We start from the raw sequence: 18,937 nt of genomic DNA on the forward strand, positions 1-18,937 counted from the left end.
TTATCTCTCCCATTGCAAATCATTTTGTTTCAAATAATTCACGCCTCCCATTAACTGCATTTGCCGCAAAATCCATTGTTGACGTTGCAGTACATATCTGGAGGGGGCGTTCACTTTATAACGATGCGGGTTCGGCAGTACAGCAGCGAGCAATGCAGATTCAGAAGCCGTTAATCGAGAGGCAGATTTGCCAAAATAACGCTGGGCGGCTTCCTCAACACCAAAAATGCCATCGCCAAACTCAGCAATGTTAAGATAGACCGTTAAAATACGTTGCTTTGACCACAATAATTCTAACACGGTGGTCATTCCCGCCTCTAACCCCTTCCTTACCCAACTACGCCCTTCCCAGAGAAACAAATTTTTGCTGGTTTGCTGGGAAATTGTTGACGCCCCCCGAATTCGCTTCTGATATTTTTTGTTATATGCCATAGCAGTTTCGATAGCATCAAAATCAAATCCCCAATGTTTTGGGAATTTTTGATCTTCTGCGGCCATAACAGCTAATGCCATATAGGGTGAAATTTGCTTCTGATCCACCCATGAGGAATGAGAAACATAAGAGAAATTAATTGACGTTAAGGCTGCAATTTGTCTCTCAATCATTATCATGGAAAACGGAACCGGCAGAAATGAAAAAGCGATGACAGCCACAAACCACAGAACTGTGATCGACACGACAATTTTTTTCAGCCAGCGCCACAATATTGAAAAAGGATTTCCCATCCGCTTACTCAATCATTTCCAATATTTTTCTCACCAATTTATCAATTCCCTTTTCTGCCTGAGCCAAAGATTCGGCAAGCATATAAGCGGGCGTTGTTACAATTTTGTGTTCAAAATCAATAACAATGTCATCAACCGGACACTCAATGTGTACCCCGCCCATTCGCTCTATTTGAGTCACGGTTTCTGGATCATTACCAATGGTGACTTTTATCGGTTTGCCTAATATTTTAGGTACCATCACCGGGGAGATGCACATAAACCCCATTGGCTTACCTTGCTGGTGCATGCCCTGCACGATACTTAATAATTCCTTATTTATTTCACAATCCGATCCTTTGAATGCGAAATTACATAAATTTTTAACCGCGCCAAAACCACCGGGAATAATTAACGCATCCAACTCATTGATATTAACTTTGGATAAAGGCTGTATATTTCCCCGTGTTATGCGGGCTGACTCTTCCATGATGTAGCGGCTTTCTGGTTTCTCTTCGCCATTAAGGTGATTAATAACATGATGTTGTACCTCATCAGGCGAAAAAAAAGACACTTTGGCGCCAAGACGGCTTAAAGAGAGCATAGTCAGAACTGATTCGTGGATCTCACTTCCGTCGTACACGCCACACCCACTCAATATAACGGCAACAGATTTCATATTTCTCTCCATTTGTAGTAGATTAATGCTTAACCCCTTAGAGGGTTAAACACCAATCTTCATCACAGATTTTAATGAATCTTGTAACAAAAATTCTTATCTTTGCTATGTTGGTACTTGTGTTCTGTGTGAAAGAATTCTTTAACTGCTCGCGTCGAAAATAAACCATAGATAAGCGGGCAAACAAGTTTCCCTGGTGTTGGCGCAGTATTAGCGCACCCCAACTTCGGTTGGGGTTATTTTTTTGTAACGCTTGATAACCAATTTCTCAATATTTCTATATCTTTCTTCCACTCCGACTTTAACTCATCCACCCATTCCTGAACATTATCCCACCATGCAGGTAAATCCGGTGACTGAATGTGTTGCGCCAATTGCTGCAAATGGCGTAATCCGACTGAACCCGCCGCGCCTTTAATCTTATGCGCTTCTTCCGTGATCCCTTTTTGATCTCTGGCCGTCATATTGGAGTCCAGCAAAGCAAGGTAATTTGGCATCATGGTTTCAAAAATGGTCAGGTTGTCGGCAATCATTTTTGCCCCGACCAGTTCGATATATTGGTTAAGCATTTCCGTATCCAGCCGCTCTTCACCCTGCTCCACACTCTCTATTTCCGCCGGTAAGGTGTTTTCAGATCCAGCGCCCTTACTCCAATATTGTTCTATCACGGCTGTTAATTCCTTGACGGATAAAGGCTTATTGAGTACCCCATTCATACCGGCATCAAGGTATTCTTTTTTATCCTTTAATACATTCGCCGTCAGGGCGATCAAAGGCGGCAAGGATTGGGAAGGATAACGCTGGTGCAATTGACGGGCGATATCCAGCCCCGTCATATCCGGCAATTGGATATCCAGTAGCACTAAGTCATATTCATCAGGATCAAACATGGCCAGTGCATCATGGCCATTCATGGCGACATCCACACTGTTCCCCAATTTCTCCAGTACGGAACGGGCCACAATGACGTTCAATTCAATATCTTCGACCAGTAAAATGTTAAGTGCCGGTAACGGCAGGGTGTCTGGTTCCACCTTCCCTTCTGGCTGTTCATCAATAGCAGGCGCAACGACAGACAGCGTAAAACAAGAACCTTTGCCTAACGCACTCTTCACCACAATGTCCCCGCCCATGCTTTGAGCAAGGCGCTTCGAGACAGCAAGGCCAATCCCGGTTCCGGTGGCAGGGCGTCCGCCAGCACTGTCTTTAACCTGATAATACATGGCGAAGATTTTTTCCAGCTCGTCAGCAGGAATGCCAATGCCGGAGTCCGTCACTTCAAATAATAAGCGCCCTCCCTCTTCACGCCAGATACGCACCTTAATCTCACCTTGAGGGGTAAATTTCACAGCATTGCTGATCAGGTTCCACAAGATTTGCCGCAAACGGGTTCCATCGGCCAGGACTTTGGCGGGTAATGGTTGCTCTGGTTCCAGAACAAATTTAATCCCTTTCGGCTGTGCCAATAAGCCTGAAATGTTCTCCAAATCTGTCATAAACCCCGTGAAATCAACCGGTTGGTTATCAAGTTGGATTTTACGGCGCTCAATTTTATCTAATTCAATGATATCATTGAAAATATTACCCAAAGTAATGGCGCTGACATGGATCGTTTCCAAGTATTTACCTTGCTCTGGGGTTAAGTCGGTATCCAGCAAGATCCGGCTTAAACCCACAATGCCATTTAAAGGCGTACGAAGCTCATGGCTAATCGTGGAGATAAACGTCGTCTTATCCCTGCTGGCGTTCTCCAACGCATCCTGATAGCGCTTACGCTCCGTGATATCGCGCCCGAATCCCATTAACCCATGTCGCTTGCCAACGCGATCATAAAAAGGCACTTTCCTGAGTTCAAAACAGGCTTTGCGCCCATCGGGATAAACCAGCCATTGCTCATAAGTCAGGGAGACATTGTGGCGAAAGACTTTTTCGTCGGTTTCCATCACCTTACTGGCAATTTCTTTATCGTAAACTTCCGTTGGTGTCAGGCCAATGAGCTGTTTTTCGCTTTTGCCTGTCAGCAACTCCATCGCCCTGTTACAGCCGGAAAATTCATTATCTTCATTGCGGTAATAAACCAAATCGGGGGAGGCATCCAGAAATGAACGCAAGAGCACGGATTGCTGCTCAAGCTCAATCTGGGTTTTTTCACGGTGTTCCATTTCCAATTTGAGTTTATCCAGCAAAATCAAATGGGCTTTTTCCGCCTTTTCCCTGTCATTGATCTCCTGATTCAATTGCGCAATGTTTTCTTTGAGTTGTTGGTTTAATGTTGCATCACGCTGACGCATTTCTTCAAGTTTTGCGACCAGGCTCGATAAGCGCTGACGGGACTCTTCAAGCTGTTCGACGACGACGGAAAGAAAATAGACCGCCCAAGGGGTAATTAACAGACCAAAAAAGATGGAGCGAATTAAATCAATACCCTGTACTTCTCCATGCAGTACGAATGTCACCGCCATCTGCATCGCCATCGCAAGGATCACCAACACCGATGCAAGTAATATCGAAAAGCGCACCAGCCCCAGTTTCATCATCAAATCGACATAATATTGGGCAAGCCCCCGAATGAGTTTCATAACCGCTCCCAGTAAAATTATTCCCAGCCAAAGTCACCAAGTTGAATCATAACGTAAAAAAATCCCAACTTCGTTAAGGGATATCACCCTTAATTTCCGATGAGGAATAAAACATCAAATAATCAGAATAATTATGCAATTAAGCTTCAAGCATGCTTTTTTAGATGAAAAAACAACCAACCGCATTCTCTTAGAAACCAAAAAATATGCAATATAAATCCAACTTATAATGAAATACCAGATTAAAATATCGAAAATGATACGTTTTAAAGCATATATAAAATAGATAATGTGGTGATTTTAGTGATATAACTCACATCATTTAAGAGAGATGATCTTAGTCACAAAATCAAAAAAAACGCCATTTACTCATTAAAAACAACAAAATAAAGAGAAAATATCGACAAAAAACCCGATTTAACACTATTTGACCTACTCTACTTTTACCGTTAAGTTGGGAATTCACTGAAAATCACCCGTCAGAGAATTATCTGACTCATATTTATGCAGTGACAACCGATGACATAACATCATTTGACCTACCGCTTGTTAATGCCAATAACACAAGCGGCGTTTTGCTGAGGGCGCAAATTAGACGCCTGTAGAAATAATATATCTCTATACCATCTCGCGGATGAATGTGAGAGTCAGACAGAAAGTCGGACAGAACTTGGGGAGCTTTACAATGTTGTATAATAGATTGCAGGAAAAAGATAACTGTGGCTTTGGATTAATCGCACATATTGAAGGAGAGCCAAGCCACAAGGTGGTGCGCACCGCCATACACGCACTGGCTCGGATGCAGCACCGCGGTGCGATTCTGGCGGATGGGAAAACCGGGGACGGCTGTGGCCTGTTGATGCAGAAGCCAGACCGTTTCTTTCAAATGATCGCCAACGAGCAGTCATGGCGGCTCGCTAAAAATTATGCTGTCGGCATGCTGTTTCTCAGTCAGGATGCCAAAATCGCCCAATCATGTCGTGATATTATCGAACAGGAATTACAACATGAAACCCTGTCCATTGTGGGTTGGCGGGAAGTCCCTATTAATCGCGATATCTTAGGTGAGATTGCCTTATCCAGCCTCCCCCGTATTGAACAAGTCTTTATCAATGCCCCCGCCGGATGGCGGGCGCAAGATCTGGAACGTCGCCTGTTCGTTTCCCGTCGCCGCATCGAAAAACGCATCACCGATAACGACTTTTATATTTGCAGCCTGTCCAATCTGGTGACCATTTATAAAGGGCTGTGCATGGCGGCGGATTTACCGCGTTTCTACCCTGATTTAGCCGATTTGCGCATGGAATCTTCTATTTGTTTGTTCCATCAGCGCTTTTCAACCAACACCGTTCCCCGCTGGCCGCTGGCACAACCCTTTCGCTATCTGGCGCACAATGGGGAAATCAACACCATTACGGGAAACCGTGAGTGGGCCAAGGCGCGAGCCTATAAATTCCGCACCCCCCTTATCCCTGATTTACAGACTGCCGCGCCTTTTGTGAATGAAACAGGGTCTGATTCCAGTTCACTGGATAATATGCTGGAACTGTTTCTCAATGGGGGGATGGATTTAATCCGTGCAATGCGTTTGCTCGTTCCACCGGCATGGCAAAATAATCCGGATATGGATGATGATCTGCGGGCGTTCTTCGATTTTAATTCCATGCACATGGAACCTTGGGATGGGCCGGCCGGCATCGTGATTTCCGATGGGCGCTATGCCGCCTGTAATCTGGATCGCAATGGCCTGCGCCCTGCCCGTTATGTGATCACCAAAGATAAGCTGATTACCTGTGCTTCCGAAATCGGTATCTGGGATTACCAACCCGATGAAGTTGTCGAGAAAGGCCGTGTTGGACCTGGTGAATTAATGGTCATCGATACCTATGAGGGCCGTATTCTCCACTCTGCTGAAACGGATAATGATTTGAAAAGCCGCCATCCTTATAAAGAGTGGCTGGAGAAAAACGTCAAGCGCTTGATTCCATTTGAAGCGTTGCCGGAAGAACAGGTCGGGCAGAGAGATTTGGATGATCACTTGTTGGCGACTTATCACAAACAGTTTGCCTACAGTAATGAGGAATTGGATCAAATTATCCGTACCTTCGGTGAAAACGCCCAAGAAGCGACAGGTTCAATGGGCGATGATACGCCGCTGGCTGTGCTTTCCAGCCGCCCACGCATTATCTACGACTATTTTCGTCAGCAGTTCGCCCAAGTGACCAATCCGCCCATCGATCCCTTGCGTGAAGCCCATGTGATGTCTCTGGCGACGCGTATCGGCCGGGAAATGAATGTCTTTTGTGAAGCAGAAGGGCAGGCTCATCGGCTGTGTTTTGCATCGCCGGTTCTGCTCTACTCCGATTTTGTGCAACTGACAACCCATCAGGAATCCTATTATCGCGCTGAACGCTTGGATTTGACCTTCAATCCCCAAGAGATCACGCTAAAACGCGCTGTTTCAGCTTTATGTGAAAGGGCGGAAGAGCTTGCCCGCCACGGTGCTGTATTGCTGGTGCTGTCCGATCGCAATATTTCACCGGAAAATGTACCAATCCCTGCGCCCATGGCGGTCGGGGCGATCCAACACTGTCTGGTTGAGAAAAACCTGCGCTGCGATACCAATTTGATCGTCGAAACCGCCAGTGCGCGTGATCCACACCATTTTGCGGTCTTGATCGGTTTTGGCGCTACTGCGGTTTACCCCTATCTCGCCTATGAGTCACTGGGAAAAATGGTGGATGACGGCACCATCAATACGCCCTATGCCCGCGTGATGCTGAATTATCGCAATGGCATTAATAAGGGGCTGTATAAGATTATGTCCAAAATGGGCATCTCTACCATCTCCTCTTATCGCTGCTCTAAATTGTTTGAAGCTGTCGGTTTGCATCCCGATGTGACAGAGTTCTGCTTCAATGGCGTCGCCAGCCGCATTGGCGGGGCAGATTTCAGCGATTTTGAGCAAGATCTGCGTAATCTTGCCAAACGGGCATGGCTGCATCGCCACGCCATCGATCAAGGGGGACTGCTAAAATATGTGCATAATGGGGAATATCACGCTTATAACCCTGATATTGTCAGTACGTTGCAGGCCGCCGTTCACAGTGGCAATTACCGTGATTACCTGAAATATGCCGAGCTGGTTAATGGGCGTCCCATCACAACCTTGCGGGATCTGCTGACTCTTGCGCCTAAAGATGCGCCGATTAACCTTGACGATGTTGAGCCGGCAGAAGCCCTGTTTAAGCGTTTTGATACCGCAGCCATGTCAATTGGCGCACTCAGCCCGGAAGCCCATGAGGCACTGGCAGAAGCGATGAATACGCTGGGCGGTTTTTCCAACTCCGGCGAAGGCGGAGAAGATCCTGCGCGTTATCATACCAAGAAAGTTTCCCGCATTAAGCAAGTCGCCTCCGGCCGATTTGGAGTGACGCCAGCGTACTTAGCCAGTGCCGATGTGATCCAGATAAAAGTTGCCCAAGGCGCAAAACCCGGGGAAGGCGGCCAATTGCCGGGGGATAAGGTCACGCCTTATATTGCCAAGCTGCGCTACTCGGTTCCGGGAGTCACGCTGATTTCTCCGCCGCCCCATCACGATATTTATTCAATTGAAGATCTGGCCCAATTGATTTTCGATCTTAAGCAGGTAAATCCGAAGGCGCTGATCTCGGTCAAACTGGTTTCCGAACCCGGCGTAGGCACCATTGCCACCGGTGTTGCCAAAGCCTATGCCGACCTGATCACCATTGCCGGTTATGATGGCGGAACAGGGGCAAGCCCGCTGTCTTCGGTCAAATATGCAGGTTGCCCGTGGGAATTGGGACTCGTGGAAACCCAACAAGCGCTGGTTGCCAACGGGCTGCGCCATAAAATCCGCCTTCAGGTTGATGGGGGGTTGAAAACCGGGCTGGATATCATCAAGGCGGCGATTTTAGGTGCCGAAAGTTTCGGTTTTGGCACTGGCCCCATGGTTGCCCTTGGCTGTAAATACCTGCGGATCTGCCACTTAAATAACTGTGCTACCGGTGTTGCTACCCAAGACGAAAAGCTGCGCCAATCTCATTATCACGGCCTGCCAGAACGCGTCATTCATTATTTCCGCTTTATTGCGCAGGAAACACGCGAGTTGATGGCGCAATTAGGGGTGAAAAAACTGACTGACCTGATTGGCCGGACAGACTTGCTGGAAATACTTGAGGGAATTTCTGCCAAGCAAAGCAAGCTCAATCTTGCACCCTTGCTGGAAACGGCAGAGCCTCACGCGGGTAAAGCGCTGCATTGCACAGAAGGTAACCCTCCTTTTGACCAAGGGACGCTGAATAAATTAATCGTCACCCAAGCGATGCCTTATGTGGAAAACGCGCAAAGCAAGGCATTCTATTTTGATATCCAAAATACGGATCGCTCGGTGGGTGCCTCTCTCTCCGGTGAGATTGCGGCTCGGTATGGTGATCAGGGGCGGGCTGCCGATCCAATCAAACTGAATTTCAATGGAACCGCCGGGCAAAGTTTTGGGGTCTGGAACGCGGCCGGTGTCGAACTGACTTTAATCGGCGATGCCAATGATTATGTCGGTAAAGGGATGGCTGGCGGCTGCATTGCGATCCTTCCTCCCGTCGGTTCGGCATTTAAAAGTCACGAAACCACAATTATCGGCAATACCTGCCTTTATGGTGCAACAGGCGGGAAACTCTTTGCTGCCGGGCATGCCGGTGAACGTTTCGCTGTACGTAATTCAGGTGCCATTAGCGTGATTGAAGGGATCGGCGACAATGGCTGTGAATACATGACCGGCGGGATCGTCTGTGTGCTGGGCAGCACTGGCGTCAATTTTGGTGCCGGCATGACAGGGGGGTTTGCTTATGTGCTTGATGAATTTGATGACTTCCGCAAGCGTGTCAATCCCGAACTGGTGGAAGTGCTCTCAATAGATACCCTTGCTATTCATAAAGAGCATCTGCGGGGGTTAATCACCGAACATGTGCGCCTGACAAATTCTCAACACGGTGAAGGCATCTTGGAAAATTGGTCTCAATGGGTCAATAAATTCGCGTTGGTCAAACCTAAATCCAGTGATATTAACGCATTGTTGGGGCACCGTAGCCGTTCTTCGGCAGAACTGCGGGTTCAGGCACAGTAAGGAGTGAATAATGAGTCAGAATGTTTATCAATTTATCGACTTACAGCGCGTCGATCCACCGAAAAAGTCATTAAAAATCAGAAAAATAGAGTTTGTTGAAATTTATGAACCCTTTGCTGAAATTCAGGCACAGGCACAAGCCGATCGCTGCCTTTCTTGTGGTAACCCCTATTGTGAATGGAAGTGCCCTGTACATAACTATATTCCGAATTGGCTGAAACTTGCCAATGAAGGGCGCATCATTGAAGCCGCAGAGTTATCACACCAGACCAACAGCTTACCCGAGGTCTGTGGACGGGTCTGTCCGCAAGATCGCCTGTGCGAAGGGGCTTGCACCCTGAATGACGACTTTGGTGCTGTCACCATCGGCAATATTGAGCGCTACATTAACGATACCGCTATCGCGATGGGCTGGAAACCGGATCTGTCGCATGTTATCCCGACAGGTAAACGTGTTGCCGTGATTGGTGCTGGGCCGGCAGGACTGGCTTGTGCAGATGTCCTGACCCGTAACGGGGTACAAGTGGTGGTTTATGATCGCCATCCTGAGATTGGCGGCTTGCTCACATTTGGTATTCCCGCCTTTAAACTGGAAAAAGAGGTGATGATCCGCCGCCGTGAAATGTTTTCCGGAATGGGGATTGAATTCCGCCTAAATACCGAGATAGGCCGAGACACCACGCTGGCCGAACTCAAAAAAGAATTTGATGCTGTATTTCTTGGCGTTGGCACCTATCAATCCATCCACGGCGGGCTGGAGAATGAAAACGCTGACGGGGTATATGACGCCTTGCCTTTTCTCATCGCCAACACCCGTCATTTGATGGATTATCCTTCTCTGCCTGAACAGCCTTATATTGATATGAAGGGTAAACGTGTTTTGGTACTGGGCGGTGGTGATACCGCAATGGACTGCGTTCGTACTTCGATTCGCCAAGATGCAGCCCGTGTTATCTGTGCCTATCGGCGGGATGAAGAAAATATGCCCGGCTCCCGCCGTGAAGTCAAAAATGCGAAAGAAGAAGGTGTTGAGTTTCACTTTAACCTCCAGCCAATGCGCATTGAGGTGAACAGTGCAGGGCAGGTTTGTGGTGTCAAAGTGGTAAAAACACAACTGGGTGCCGTCGATGAAAACGGCCGTCGTCAGGCTGAAATCGTTCAAGGTTCCGAGTTTTTGCTAGACGCCGATGCGGTGATCATGGCATTTGGTTTCAAACCTCACACGATGAGCTGGCTGGATGAACATCACGTCAGGCTCGATCAAAAAGGCCGCATTATAGCGCCTGGATCCAGTAGCCTGCCTTTCCAAACCAGTAACCCCAAGATATTCGCGGGTGGGGACGCTGTACGTGGTTCCGACTTGGTTGTGACCGCCATTGATGAAGGCAGAAGAGCCGCTTTCGGTATTCTCGATTATCTTGAAGTGTAATATTCCGTTGTAGTCCCCCATAGCAGTATTTCATTCCTCTTCCTAATGACTTCTCCGGCCCTTTAGCCGGAGAAGATCTCAAAAATAAAAACACCACCATTTTTTTATTTTCTTTTACTACCAGATTAGTTGTATTTTTGGGATTTATGCGACTATTCTTATACGCTAAAGTTAAATATATCGATTTAATCTCCCGTTCATTATAGCAGTACAACAATAGTGCAATACCGTAATACAGCGATAAGTTTTCTTTTTTTCGGAAAGAAAATTACTTAGCGTAACTGATTAAATAGCAGTGAAATAAAAAACCATTAAAGTGATAATAACAGGTAGAAATATATGCGTTTACCCATACAGATACTCTCCTTCTTTTTCATCTCCTTGATAAGTTTGCCTTCACTTGCCAGATTCTCTACGCCTGAAAAAATTTTTCAGCAAGTCCAAGAAAGAGGCGTCAATTCTGTGGTGGCTGAGATAAACGCGGAATATGAGCAGGATCAAATTATCCATCATATTTCGACCGGTGATAAACAATGGCTGCAAGTTGCTTTTAAACTCGCCCCGAATATCCATCCCGCGTTTTCCCAGAAAATCATTAATGCTTTATCGATGGCTTTAATTGAAAATCCTGTAGAGGTATTAGCATTGGCAAAAACACACCGCTCACTCTCATTCACTGATATCTGCAATATGCCACCCACGATCACCGGACTGAATCAACAAAGGGCATTTGCTAAGAAAATGATAGGGAGCTTAAAGGCAGCGGAAAAAGCGAATAAGGGAAAAGATCGAAATAATATCGAATCCTGTATATGGGCATTTGAGCAAGCGCATAGCACTTATTTATAGTATTAATGACTCACTGTGTTAATAACTCATAATATTAATAACTTATTATATTATTAATCACTGGCAGTATTGCCCGGCAGTACGAGAAAAGAGTCATAAAAAATAGAGGAGATTTAATGTCTCCTCTATTTTTGTTCCTGACGAACCCCTTCATATTTCAAGCCGCAGCCTTGCCGGATGCAACCTGAAATCTATTCGGCATGAACTTTGAACAATTATTTTACGACGCGCAAGGTTGGGCGGCCTTTCGGCGGTTGAGGTGGTTCGTCATCCGGCAAATCACTATCGTGAGATGCTTTTCTATCATGCTGACTATTATGGATAAGCACCAGATTATCTGCTGTCGGTGTATCCGTTTCTTCTGACTCAGTATTATCCGCGTCATAGGCGAGTTCTGGCTCAAACATCATGCCGGCGCCATTTTCACGGGCATAAACCGCAATCACAGCAGCCATCGGAACATTGACTTGACGGGCAACACCACCAAACCGGGCATTGAACCTCACTTCATCGTTCGTCAATTGTAAATTGCCAACCGCTCTCGGCGAGATATTCAAAATAATTTGCCCATTTTGTGCATATTCCAGCGGGACATTAACGCCATAAAAGTTAATATCCACAACAATATGCGGGGTCATGTCATTATCCAACAGCCATTCATAATGTGCCCGTAACAGATAGGGGCGGCGTGGAGACATTTGAGTCATCTCCATATATTAACTCCGTGATTGTAAACGCATTTCACGTTCTGCTTCCGTCAGTGAAGCCAAGAATGCGTCACGTTCAAACACACGCTGCATATAGATTTGAAGATCTTTTGCACCTGAGCCTGACAGCTCAACCCCCAAGACAGGCAAACGCCACAGCAGCGGAGACAAATAACAATCCACCAAGCTGAATTCTTCACTCATGAAGAAAGGCATTTCTCTGAAAATCGGCCCAATAGCCAACAATTCTTCAGCAAGCTGTTTACGTGCAGCATTTGCTTCCTGCACACTGCCTTCCTGAATTTTGTACATCAGGGAATACCAGTCTTTTTCAATTCTATGCATCATCAGGCGGCTTGAACCACGTGCGACAGGATACACAGGCATGAGTGGTGGATGCGGGAAACGCTCATCCAGATATTCCATAATGATGCGAGAATCATACAGGGTCAGCTCACGATCGACGAGAGTAGGAACCGACTGGTAAGGATTCAGGTCAATCAAATCCTGAGGTAAGTTACCTGCTTCAACGTGTTCAATCTCTACGCTGACCCCTTTTTCCGCCAGTACAATTCGCACTTGATGGCTAAAAATGTCGGTCGGGCCGGAAAACAGAGTCATTACCGAACGTTTGTTGGCAGCGACAGCCATGAAAACCTCCAAGTTTATCTAAAAAAAGGAACGAACAGCCCTTCAATGAACAGCGGCTATTCTCGCTCATATTCTCATCCTGTTTCGCACTTAATGATCCGAGGTTATCCCTTTTATCTTCCGGTGAGCGTTTTATTGGCTGTGACCAGAAATTCGTTGGGGATATATTTTACCTCTGCCAAATCAGGCAAATTCATGGATAAGGCAAAAAATTGCTACTAGTCTACCAGATTTTGCGCATTTTGTGAGGAAGTACATTGAGAATTAATGATGAAATATTAGAGTTTGGAAATTTATTTCTCAATTATGCTATTTTTTTACCAAAAATAGAGAATTATCGAAGAGTGAAAGAGCGGAAGGAATAAAAAACCCGCCATAAAAATGACGGGTTTTTAACTTTAACCCACTGCCACAACGGTGGCAATAAATTAACGTTTGGAGAACTGTGGACGACGACGTGCTTTGCGCAGACCCACTTTTTTACGTTCAACTTCACGAGCATCGCGAGTCACGAAGCCAGCTTTGCGAAGTTCAGAACGCAGAGTCTCGTCATAAGCCATCAGTGCACGGGTGATACCGTGACGGATTGCGCCTGCCTGACCAGAAATACCACCACCTTTAACAGTGATGTACAGATCCAGTTTGTTCATCATATCAGCCAGCTCAAGTGGCTGACGAACAACCATGCGCGCAGTTTCACGACCGAAGTAAACTTCGAGGCTGCGTTGGTTGATGACGATGTTACCGCTACCTGGCTTAATGAAGACACGAGCGGAGGAGCTTTTGCGGCGACCAGTGCCGTAGTATTGATTTTCAGCCATTGCCTATAATCCCGATTAAATGTCCAGAACTTGTGGTTGCTGTGCCGCGTGGTTGTGCTCGCTGCCCGCGTAAACTTTCAGTTTACGGTACATTGCACGACCCAGTGGCCCTTTTGGCAGCATGCCTTTAACCGCGATTTCAATGACACGCTCAGGACGGCGGGCAATCATCTCTTCAAAGGTCGCTTGCTTGATACCACCGATGTGGCCAGTGTGGTGATAATAGATTTTGTCAGCACGTTTGTTGCCAGTCACAGCAACTTTTTCTGCGTTCACAATAATGATGTAATCACCAGTATCAACGTGCGGAGTGTATTCCGCTTTGTGCTTGCCGCGCAGGCGACGAGCGATTTCAGTTGCAAGACGGCCTAAAGTTTTGCCATCTGCATCAACAACATACCAGTCGCGTTTTACGGTTTCTGGTTTAGCTGTAAAAGTTTTCATTAAAGCTTACCCAATTATAAGTTACATGTTGGTGAACACTCGATGTTCAGAAACTGTTTTGAGGTTCACACGACTCATGTCCAGCAAACCTACCCCTTCGAATAGCCTATGCCGGCACTATTGCAAGTTTTTTGGGAATAAAAAAATCCTGCTCGTAACGTGGGGTCGCAAGATTATAGAGAACTCATCATAAAAAATCGACCCCAAATTCAATAATTATCCCATTGATAAAGAAATCAGGGTAAATGCGGAAGTTTCAGGTATTCCTCACTTTGCATTTCCTGCAACCGGGACAGGCAGCGCCGATATTCAAACGTCAATAACTCACCTTGATAAATCTGTTCCATCGGCGCATCAGCATTGATGATGAGTTTCACATGACGTTCATAGAATTCATCCACCAGTGCGATAAAACGCCGCGCCGCATTTTCATTCAATACCGTCATAACGGGCATATCATGTAAAAAAACAGAATGATAAAGTTTCGACAAGGCAATATAGTCCAGTTGGCTGCGGGGATCTTCGCACAGTGTTTTGAAATGGATGGCCAACATCCCATCAACACAACGGATTGCAGGCATGTCACGATGGTTGATTTCCAAGACCGGATTCTGCTCCCCTTCTCGTCCGGCCAAACGCTGGAACATGTCCCGCATCGCCTGCCGGTTTTTTTCTGATAATGGCGTCAGGTAAAGATGCGCCTGAGTCAGTGTCCGTAAGCGATAATCGATACCGGCATCCACATTCATCACATCGCAATATTTTTTGATCTGCTCAATGGCAGGCAGAAACCGCGCCCGCTGCAATCCATTCCGGTATAGTTCGTCCGGTGGAATGTTGGATGTTGCCACCAAGCCAATTCCCCGTGCAAACAGAGCCTCCAGCAGGGTGCCGAGGATCATGGCATCCGTAATGTCAGAGACAAAAAACTCATCAAAACAGAGGATATCAGTCTGCGCCTTGAAACCATCAGCGATGATCTCCAAAGGGTTCTCATGCCCTTGTAACGTGGTGAGTTCTTCATGTACCCGCAACATAAAACGGTGAAAATGGAGACGCAGTTTTCGTTCAGTAGGCAAACTCTGGTAAAACATATCCATCAACCACGTTTTTCCACGTCCAACACCTCCCCACATATAAAGCCCTTGAACAGGGCGGCAGGGTTCAGGGGCTTGCCGGCTAAACAATTTGCCCAATATGCCTTTCAGCCCATTGGCTTGCGGAGTATGGCAAGATCGGGCATTGATGAGATCACGATGAATGATATCCAGGCGTTCAACCGTATTGCGCTGTACTTCATCAGGCTGATACTGACCATCAGACAGTGCTAATTGATAGAGAGATGAGGGTGTAATCGGTGACATGAAAGTGACAATCCTTAAATTTTTTATTCGACTTATCTATGCTATACCTATGCTTACGATTTTTTAGCGACGAATTTTTGACTACCCGCTTTGGAAAAGCCGTATAAAATTAATCTATTAGGTAGCAGATAAATTAATTAAATAATAATCAATATTCCACTCTGGCTAAATTAACGGTTATAGTGGTGATCATGATACCAAGAGTCTATCCCAGTAGTTGTAGTATATGGGATAAGGTTCTAGAACATTGCAGAATAATGATGTTACTAAAGGAGTTGCCATGACTTGGGAATATGCACTGATCGGATTAATCATTGGTTTTATCGTCGGCGCGTTGGCTGTCCGCTTTGGCAGCTCAAAACTACGCCAACAAAATGCGCTACAGGCTGAATTGGAGAAAAATCAGGCTGAATTGGAAGAATACCGCAAAGAGCTGGTCAGCCATTTCGCCCGTAGCGCTGAATTACTTGACAACATGGCGCGTGACTACCGTCAGTTGTATCAGCATATGGCCAAAAGTTCTAATGAACTGATGCCTGACATGCCAGTGCAGAATAATCCTTTCGATTATCGTCTGGGCGAATCTGACGCCGAGACAAACAAAGTGGCGGCTAACATGCCCCCACGAGATTATTCTGAGGGTGCCTCTGGCCTATTCCGTCCTATTCAGGATAAATAACGCATAAACTTTGCCGTGGTAACCAGCGCTGCCACGGCGCTCTGTGATATCTTTCATTTAATAGAAAAAGTTTTGTTTTTTATTTTTAATTCACGTAAATACCTGTAAAGAAACGCATTGAAACGACTTTATCAGTGAACTTTGCTGAATAATTGGTAGTCATAACAGCATCGAAACAATTATGCTTAGAACCTATCCAAATAAGCGTGATTTTTAAGTTGACCAACACGCAGGTTAGCTAACATCCCCGGCAGGATAGGCCTCTCAAGTACAAATTTCCTTTTCTGGCTTAGGTATTAAGAGAACGTATTCATGAAAAGAAAAAATACATTGCTCAGTGCACTCGCTATTAGTATCGGACTGTCTTTAGCTTCAGTTCCAATGGTAAGTCATGCAGCCTTACCTGCTGCAATGGCCGCTCAAGGATCACCCAGCCTCGCCCCCATGCTGGAAAAAGTGCTGCCTTCTGTTGTCACTGTTCATGTTTCGGGTACAGAAGTACAAAACCAACAGCTTCAATTACCCGATGATTTCCAGTTCTTCTTCGGGCCTGCTTTTCCGCCACAAGAACCCAGAAAACGTCCATTCACGGGCTTAGGTTCCGGGGTGATTATTGATGCCAATAAAGGTTATGTCTTGACCAACAGCCACGTTGTCAATAATGCAAATAAAATCAGTATCCAATTAAACGATGGCCGTAAATACTCCGCACAGCTCATTGGGCTTGATCCACAAACCGACATTGCCCTTTTGCAATTGAAAGATGCCAAGAACCTGACTGCTATCAAGTTCGCTGATTCTGACCAATTACACGTTGGCGATTACGCGATAGCCATCGGTAACCCATTTGGCATAGGGCAAACCGTCACATCCGGGATCATTTCCGCTCTTGGCCGCAGCGGCCTGAATCTGGAAGGTTTGGAAAACTTTATCCAGACCGATGCCTCCATTAACCGGGGTAACTCCGGTGGCGCACTGATTAACCTGCAAGGCGAGTTGATCGGTATTAACACCGCTATTGTCGCACCAAGCGGGGGTAACGTCGGTATCGGGTTTGCTATCCCAAGTAATATGGCTAAGGCCCTTTCCGCCCAGCTCATTGCCCACGGAGAAGTCAAACGCGGCATACTCGGCATCAAGGGAACCGAGATGACCGCAGATATCGCCCAGGCACTCAACATTGAAGCTCAACAAGGGGCATTCGTCAGCGAGGTGATGCCTAAATCGGCCGCCGCTAAAGCGGGGATCAAACCCGGCGATGTCCTGATTTCCTTTGATGGCAAGAAAATTAGCAGCTTTTCTGAACTACGGGCGAAAGTGGGTACCACAGTGCCGGGTAAAGAAATCAAAATTGGCCTGCTGCGCAAAGGGAAACCCCTTGAAGTCGCCGTCATCTTGGATAACAGTGATGGCAAGTCAACTAAAGCAGAAAAACTGAGCCTTGCCCTGCAAGGTTCCACCCTGAGCAATGCCACCATCAACAGAACTCAGGGCATCAAAGTGGATTCGATTATCCAGAATTCCCCTGCGGCCATGTCGGGTTTGCAAAAAGATGACTTAATTGTGGGTGCCAACAATGTGCGTGTCCGAAATATCAGTGAATTACGTAAGATCACTGAGGAGAAGCCTTCTGTTATCGCATTGAACGTCTTACGTGGTGACGATAATGTTTATCTATTACTGCGTAATTAATTGATAAATTTCGCGTTGCAACCCAACCAAACCACAACCTGCAAGAGATAAAGGGTATGGCATCCCGGCAGACACAGTATGATGCTGTGTCTGTCCACTTCTGTGCTATTCTTCATTCAATCACTTACTACTGAATAATGTCATGCTGATCAAGTTATTGCGCTCTATACTCATAGGCTTATTGATTGCAGCTATCTTGTTGGTTGCCATACCCTCCCTGCGTCCCAGCGGCTTAACGGATTTTCTGGGTGGCAACAACAACAGCGATAAAATATCCAGTTTCAGCAAAGCTGTCCGCCGGGCAGCCCCTGCTGTCGTCAATATTTATAGCAGCAGCATGGGCAGTCTTTCCCATGAAAGCCGGGAACTCCTGCCCTTGGGTTCCGGTGTCATCATGAGTGAACAGGGCTATATTCTCACTAACCGGCATGTCATCAATAAAGTCGGTTCCATTATTGTTGCATTGCAAGATGGGCGCTTTTATGAAGCGCTGTTAGTCGGCTCAGATGGCCCAACCGATCTGGCCGTCTTAAAAATTAATGCCACAAACCTTCCCGTGATCCCAATCAATCCTAACCGAGTGGCTCATGTGGGCGATATTGTGCTGGCTATCGGCAATCCATTCAATTTGGGACAAACCATCACACAAGGCATTATCAGTGCAACTGGGCGCGTCGGCCTTAGCCCAACACGCCGCCAGAATTTCCTGCAAACAGATGCGTCAATTAATCAAGGTAACTCTGGTGGTGCTTTGGTCAATACGCTAGGGGAATTAGTCGGTATCAATACGTTGACGTTCGATAAATCAGAGTTTGGTACGACACCGGAAGGATTGGGATTTGCCATTCCAACAAAACTGGCGACAAAAATTATGCAGAAGTTGATCCGGGATGGTCGAGTGACCAGAGGATATATCGGCATCACCGCCAGAGAGTTACCCTATATTCGCTCATCAGGCAGCAATATCAACCAAATTCAAGGGTTGCGTGTTTTTCAGGTTGCACCAGATGGCCCTGCTGAAAAAGCGGGTATCAAAGTGGGTGATATCATCACCAGCGTCAATCACCAGCCGGCAATCTCACCCGTCGAAACAATGGATCGCGTCGCGGAAATTCGGCCGGGCAGTGTCGTTCCTGTCACGGTACTGCGCGATGGAACTTCCCTCACACTGAATGTCACCATTGATGAGTTTGAT

Annotated in this window: 14 protein-coding genes; 6 read left to right on the forward strand and 8 right to left on the reverse strand. The window is 46.5% G+C overall.

Annotation, left to right across the window (positions count from 1 at the left end; translation table 11 throughout):
* From mtgA to arcB, 3 genes are all read right to left on the reverse strand, one after another.
* A complete protein-coding gene (gene mtgA, locus PSI17_RS13175; RefSeq protein WP_273552408.1) occupies positions 1–726 on the reverse strand; it encodes a monofunctional biosynthetic peptidoglycan transglycosylase in 726 nt (241 codons plus the stop codon).
* A gap of 4 nt (positions 727–730) precedes the next feature.
* The gene (gene elbB / locus PSI17_RS13180) at positions 731–1,384 is read right to left on the reverse strand and encodes an isoprenoid biosynthesis glyoxalase ElbB (protein WP_273552409.1); all 654 of its coding nucleotides are present in this window, start codon (positions 1,382–1,384) and stop codon (positions 731–733) included.
* 236 nt (positions 1,385–1,620) lie between these two features.
* Positions 1,621–3,963, reverse strand: a complete 2,343-nt coding sequence (gene arcB, locus PSI17_RS13185) for an aerobic respiration two-component sensor histidine kinase ArcB (protein ID WP_273552410.1) — start codon at positions 3,961–3,963, stop codon at positions 1,621–1,623.
* Positions 3,964–4,648: 685 nt separating this feature from the next.
* Between arcB and gltB the strand changes: the two genes are divergently transcribed.
* From gltB to PSI17_RS13200, 3 genes are all read left to right on the forward strand, one after another.
* Positions 4,649–9,106, forward strand: a complete 4,458-nt coding sequence (gene gltB, locus PSI17_RS13190) for a glutamate synthase large subunit (protein WP_273552411.1) — start codon at positions 4,649–4,651, stop codon at positions 9,104–9,106.
* Between the two features lie 10 nt (positions 9,107–9,116).
* Positions 9,117–10,535: an FAD-dependent oxidoreductase gene (locus PSI17_RS13195; protein WP_273552412.1), complete on the forward strand. Its 1,419-nt coding sequence runs from the start codon at positions 9,117–9,119 to the stop codon at positions 10,533–10,535.
* A gap of 339 nt (positions 10,536–10,874) precedes the next feature.
* Positions 10,875–11,384 carry a hypothetical protein gene (locus tag PSI17_RS13200; RefSeq protein ID WP_273552413.1) on the forward strand — a complete coding sequence of 170 codons (510 nt, stop codon included), beginning with the start codon at positions 10,875–10,877 and terminating at the stop codon, positions 11,382–11,384.
* 215 nt (positions 11,385–11,599) lie between these two features.
* Here the strand turns inward: PSI17_RS13200 and sspB are convergent, their stop codons facing one another.
* From sspB to zapE, 5 genes are all read right to left on the reverse strand, one after another.
* A complete protein-coding gene (gene sspB, locus PSI17_RS13205) occupies positions 11,600–12,097 on the reverse strand; it encodes a ClpXP protease specificity-enhancing factor (protein ID WP_273552414.1) in 498 nt (165 codons plus the stop codon).
* 3 nt (positions 12,098–12,100) lie between these two features.
* Entirely contained in the window at positions 12,101–12,742 is a 642-nt protein-coding gene (sspA, locus tag PSI17_RS13210) for a stringent starvation protein SspA (protein WP_045972781.1), read from the reverse strand.
* Between the two features lie 428 nt (positions 12,743–13,170).
* Complete coding sequence (rpsI, locus tag PSI17_RS13215) at positions 13,171–13,563, reverse strand: 30S ribosomal protein S9 (protein WP_273552415.1); 393 nt, start codon at positions 13,561–13,563, stop codon at positions 13,171–13,173.
* 15 nt (positions 13,564–13,578) lie between these two features.
* Positions 13,579–14,007 carry a 50S ribosomal protein L13 gene (gene rplM, locus PSI17_RS13220; RefSeq protein WP_038259580.1) on the reverse strand — a complete coding sequence of 143 codons (429 nt, stop codon included), beginning with the start codon at positions 14,005–14,007 and terminating at the stop codon, positions 13,579–13,581.
* A 236-nt stretch (positions 14,008–14,243) separates the two neighbouring features.
* Positions 14,244–15,371, reverse strand: coding sequence for a cell division protein ZapE (zapE, locus tag PSI17_RS13225; RefSeq protein ID WP_273552416.1), 1,128 nt, complete (start codon positions 15,369–15,371; stop codon positions 14,244–14,246).
* A gap of 280 nt (positions 15,372–15,651) precedes the next feature.
* Here zapE and zapG point away from each other — a divergent pair, with 280 nt between their 5' ends.
* From zapG to degS, 3 genes are all read left to right on the forward strand, one after another.
* Complete coding sequence (zapG, locus tag PSI17_RS13230; protein ID WP_273552417.1) at positions 15,652–16,050, forward strand: Z-ring associated protein ZapG; 399 nt, start codon at positions 15,652–15,654, stop codon at positions 16,048–16,050.
* A gap of 312 nt (positions 16,051–16,362) precedes the next feature.
* Complete coding sequence (locus PSI17_RS13235; protein WP_273552418.1) at positions 16,363–17,742, forward strand: Do family serine endopeptidase; 1,380 nt, start codon at positions 16,363–16,365, stop codon at positions 17,740–17,742.
* A 142-nt stretch (positions 17,743–17,884) separates the two neighbouring features.
* Positions 17,885–18,937, forward strand: a 1,053-nt coding sequence (degS, locus tag PSI17_RS13240; protein ID WP_273552419.1) for an outer membrane-stress sensor serine endopeptidase DegS, incomplete at its 3' end; no start/stop codon positions are given.

The organism is Xenorhabdus sp. IM139775 (assembly GCF_028598745.1).
Lineage (GTDB): Bacteria > Pseudomonadota > Gammaproteobacteria > Enterobacterales > Enterobacteriaceae > Xenorhabdus.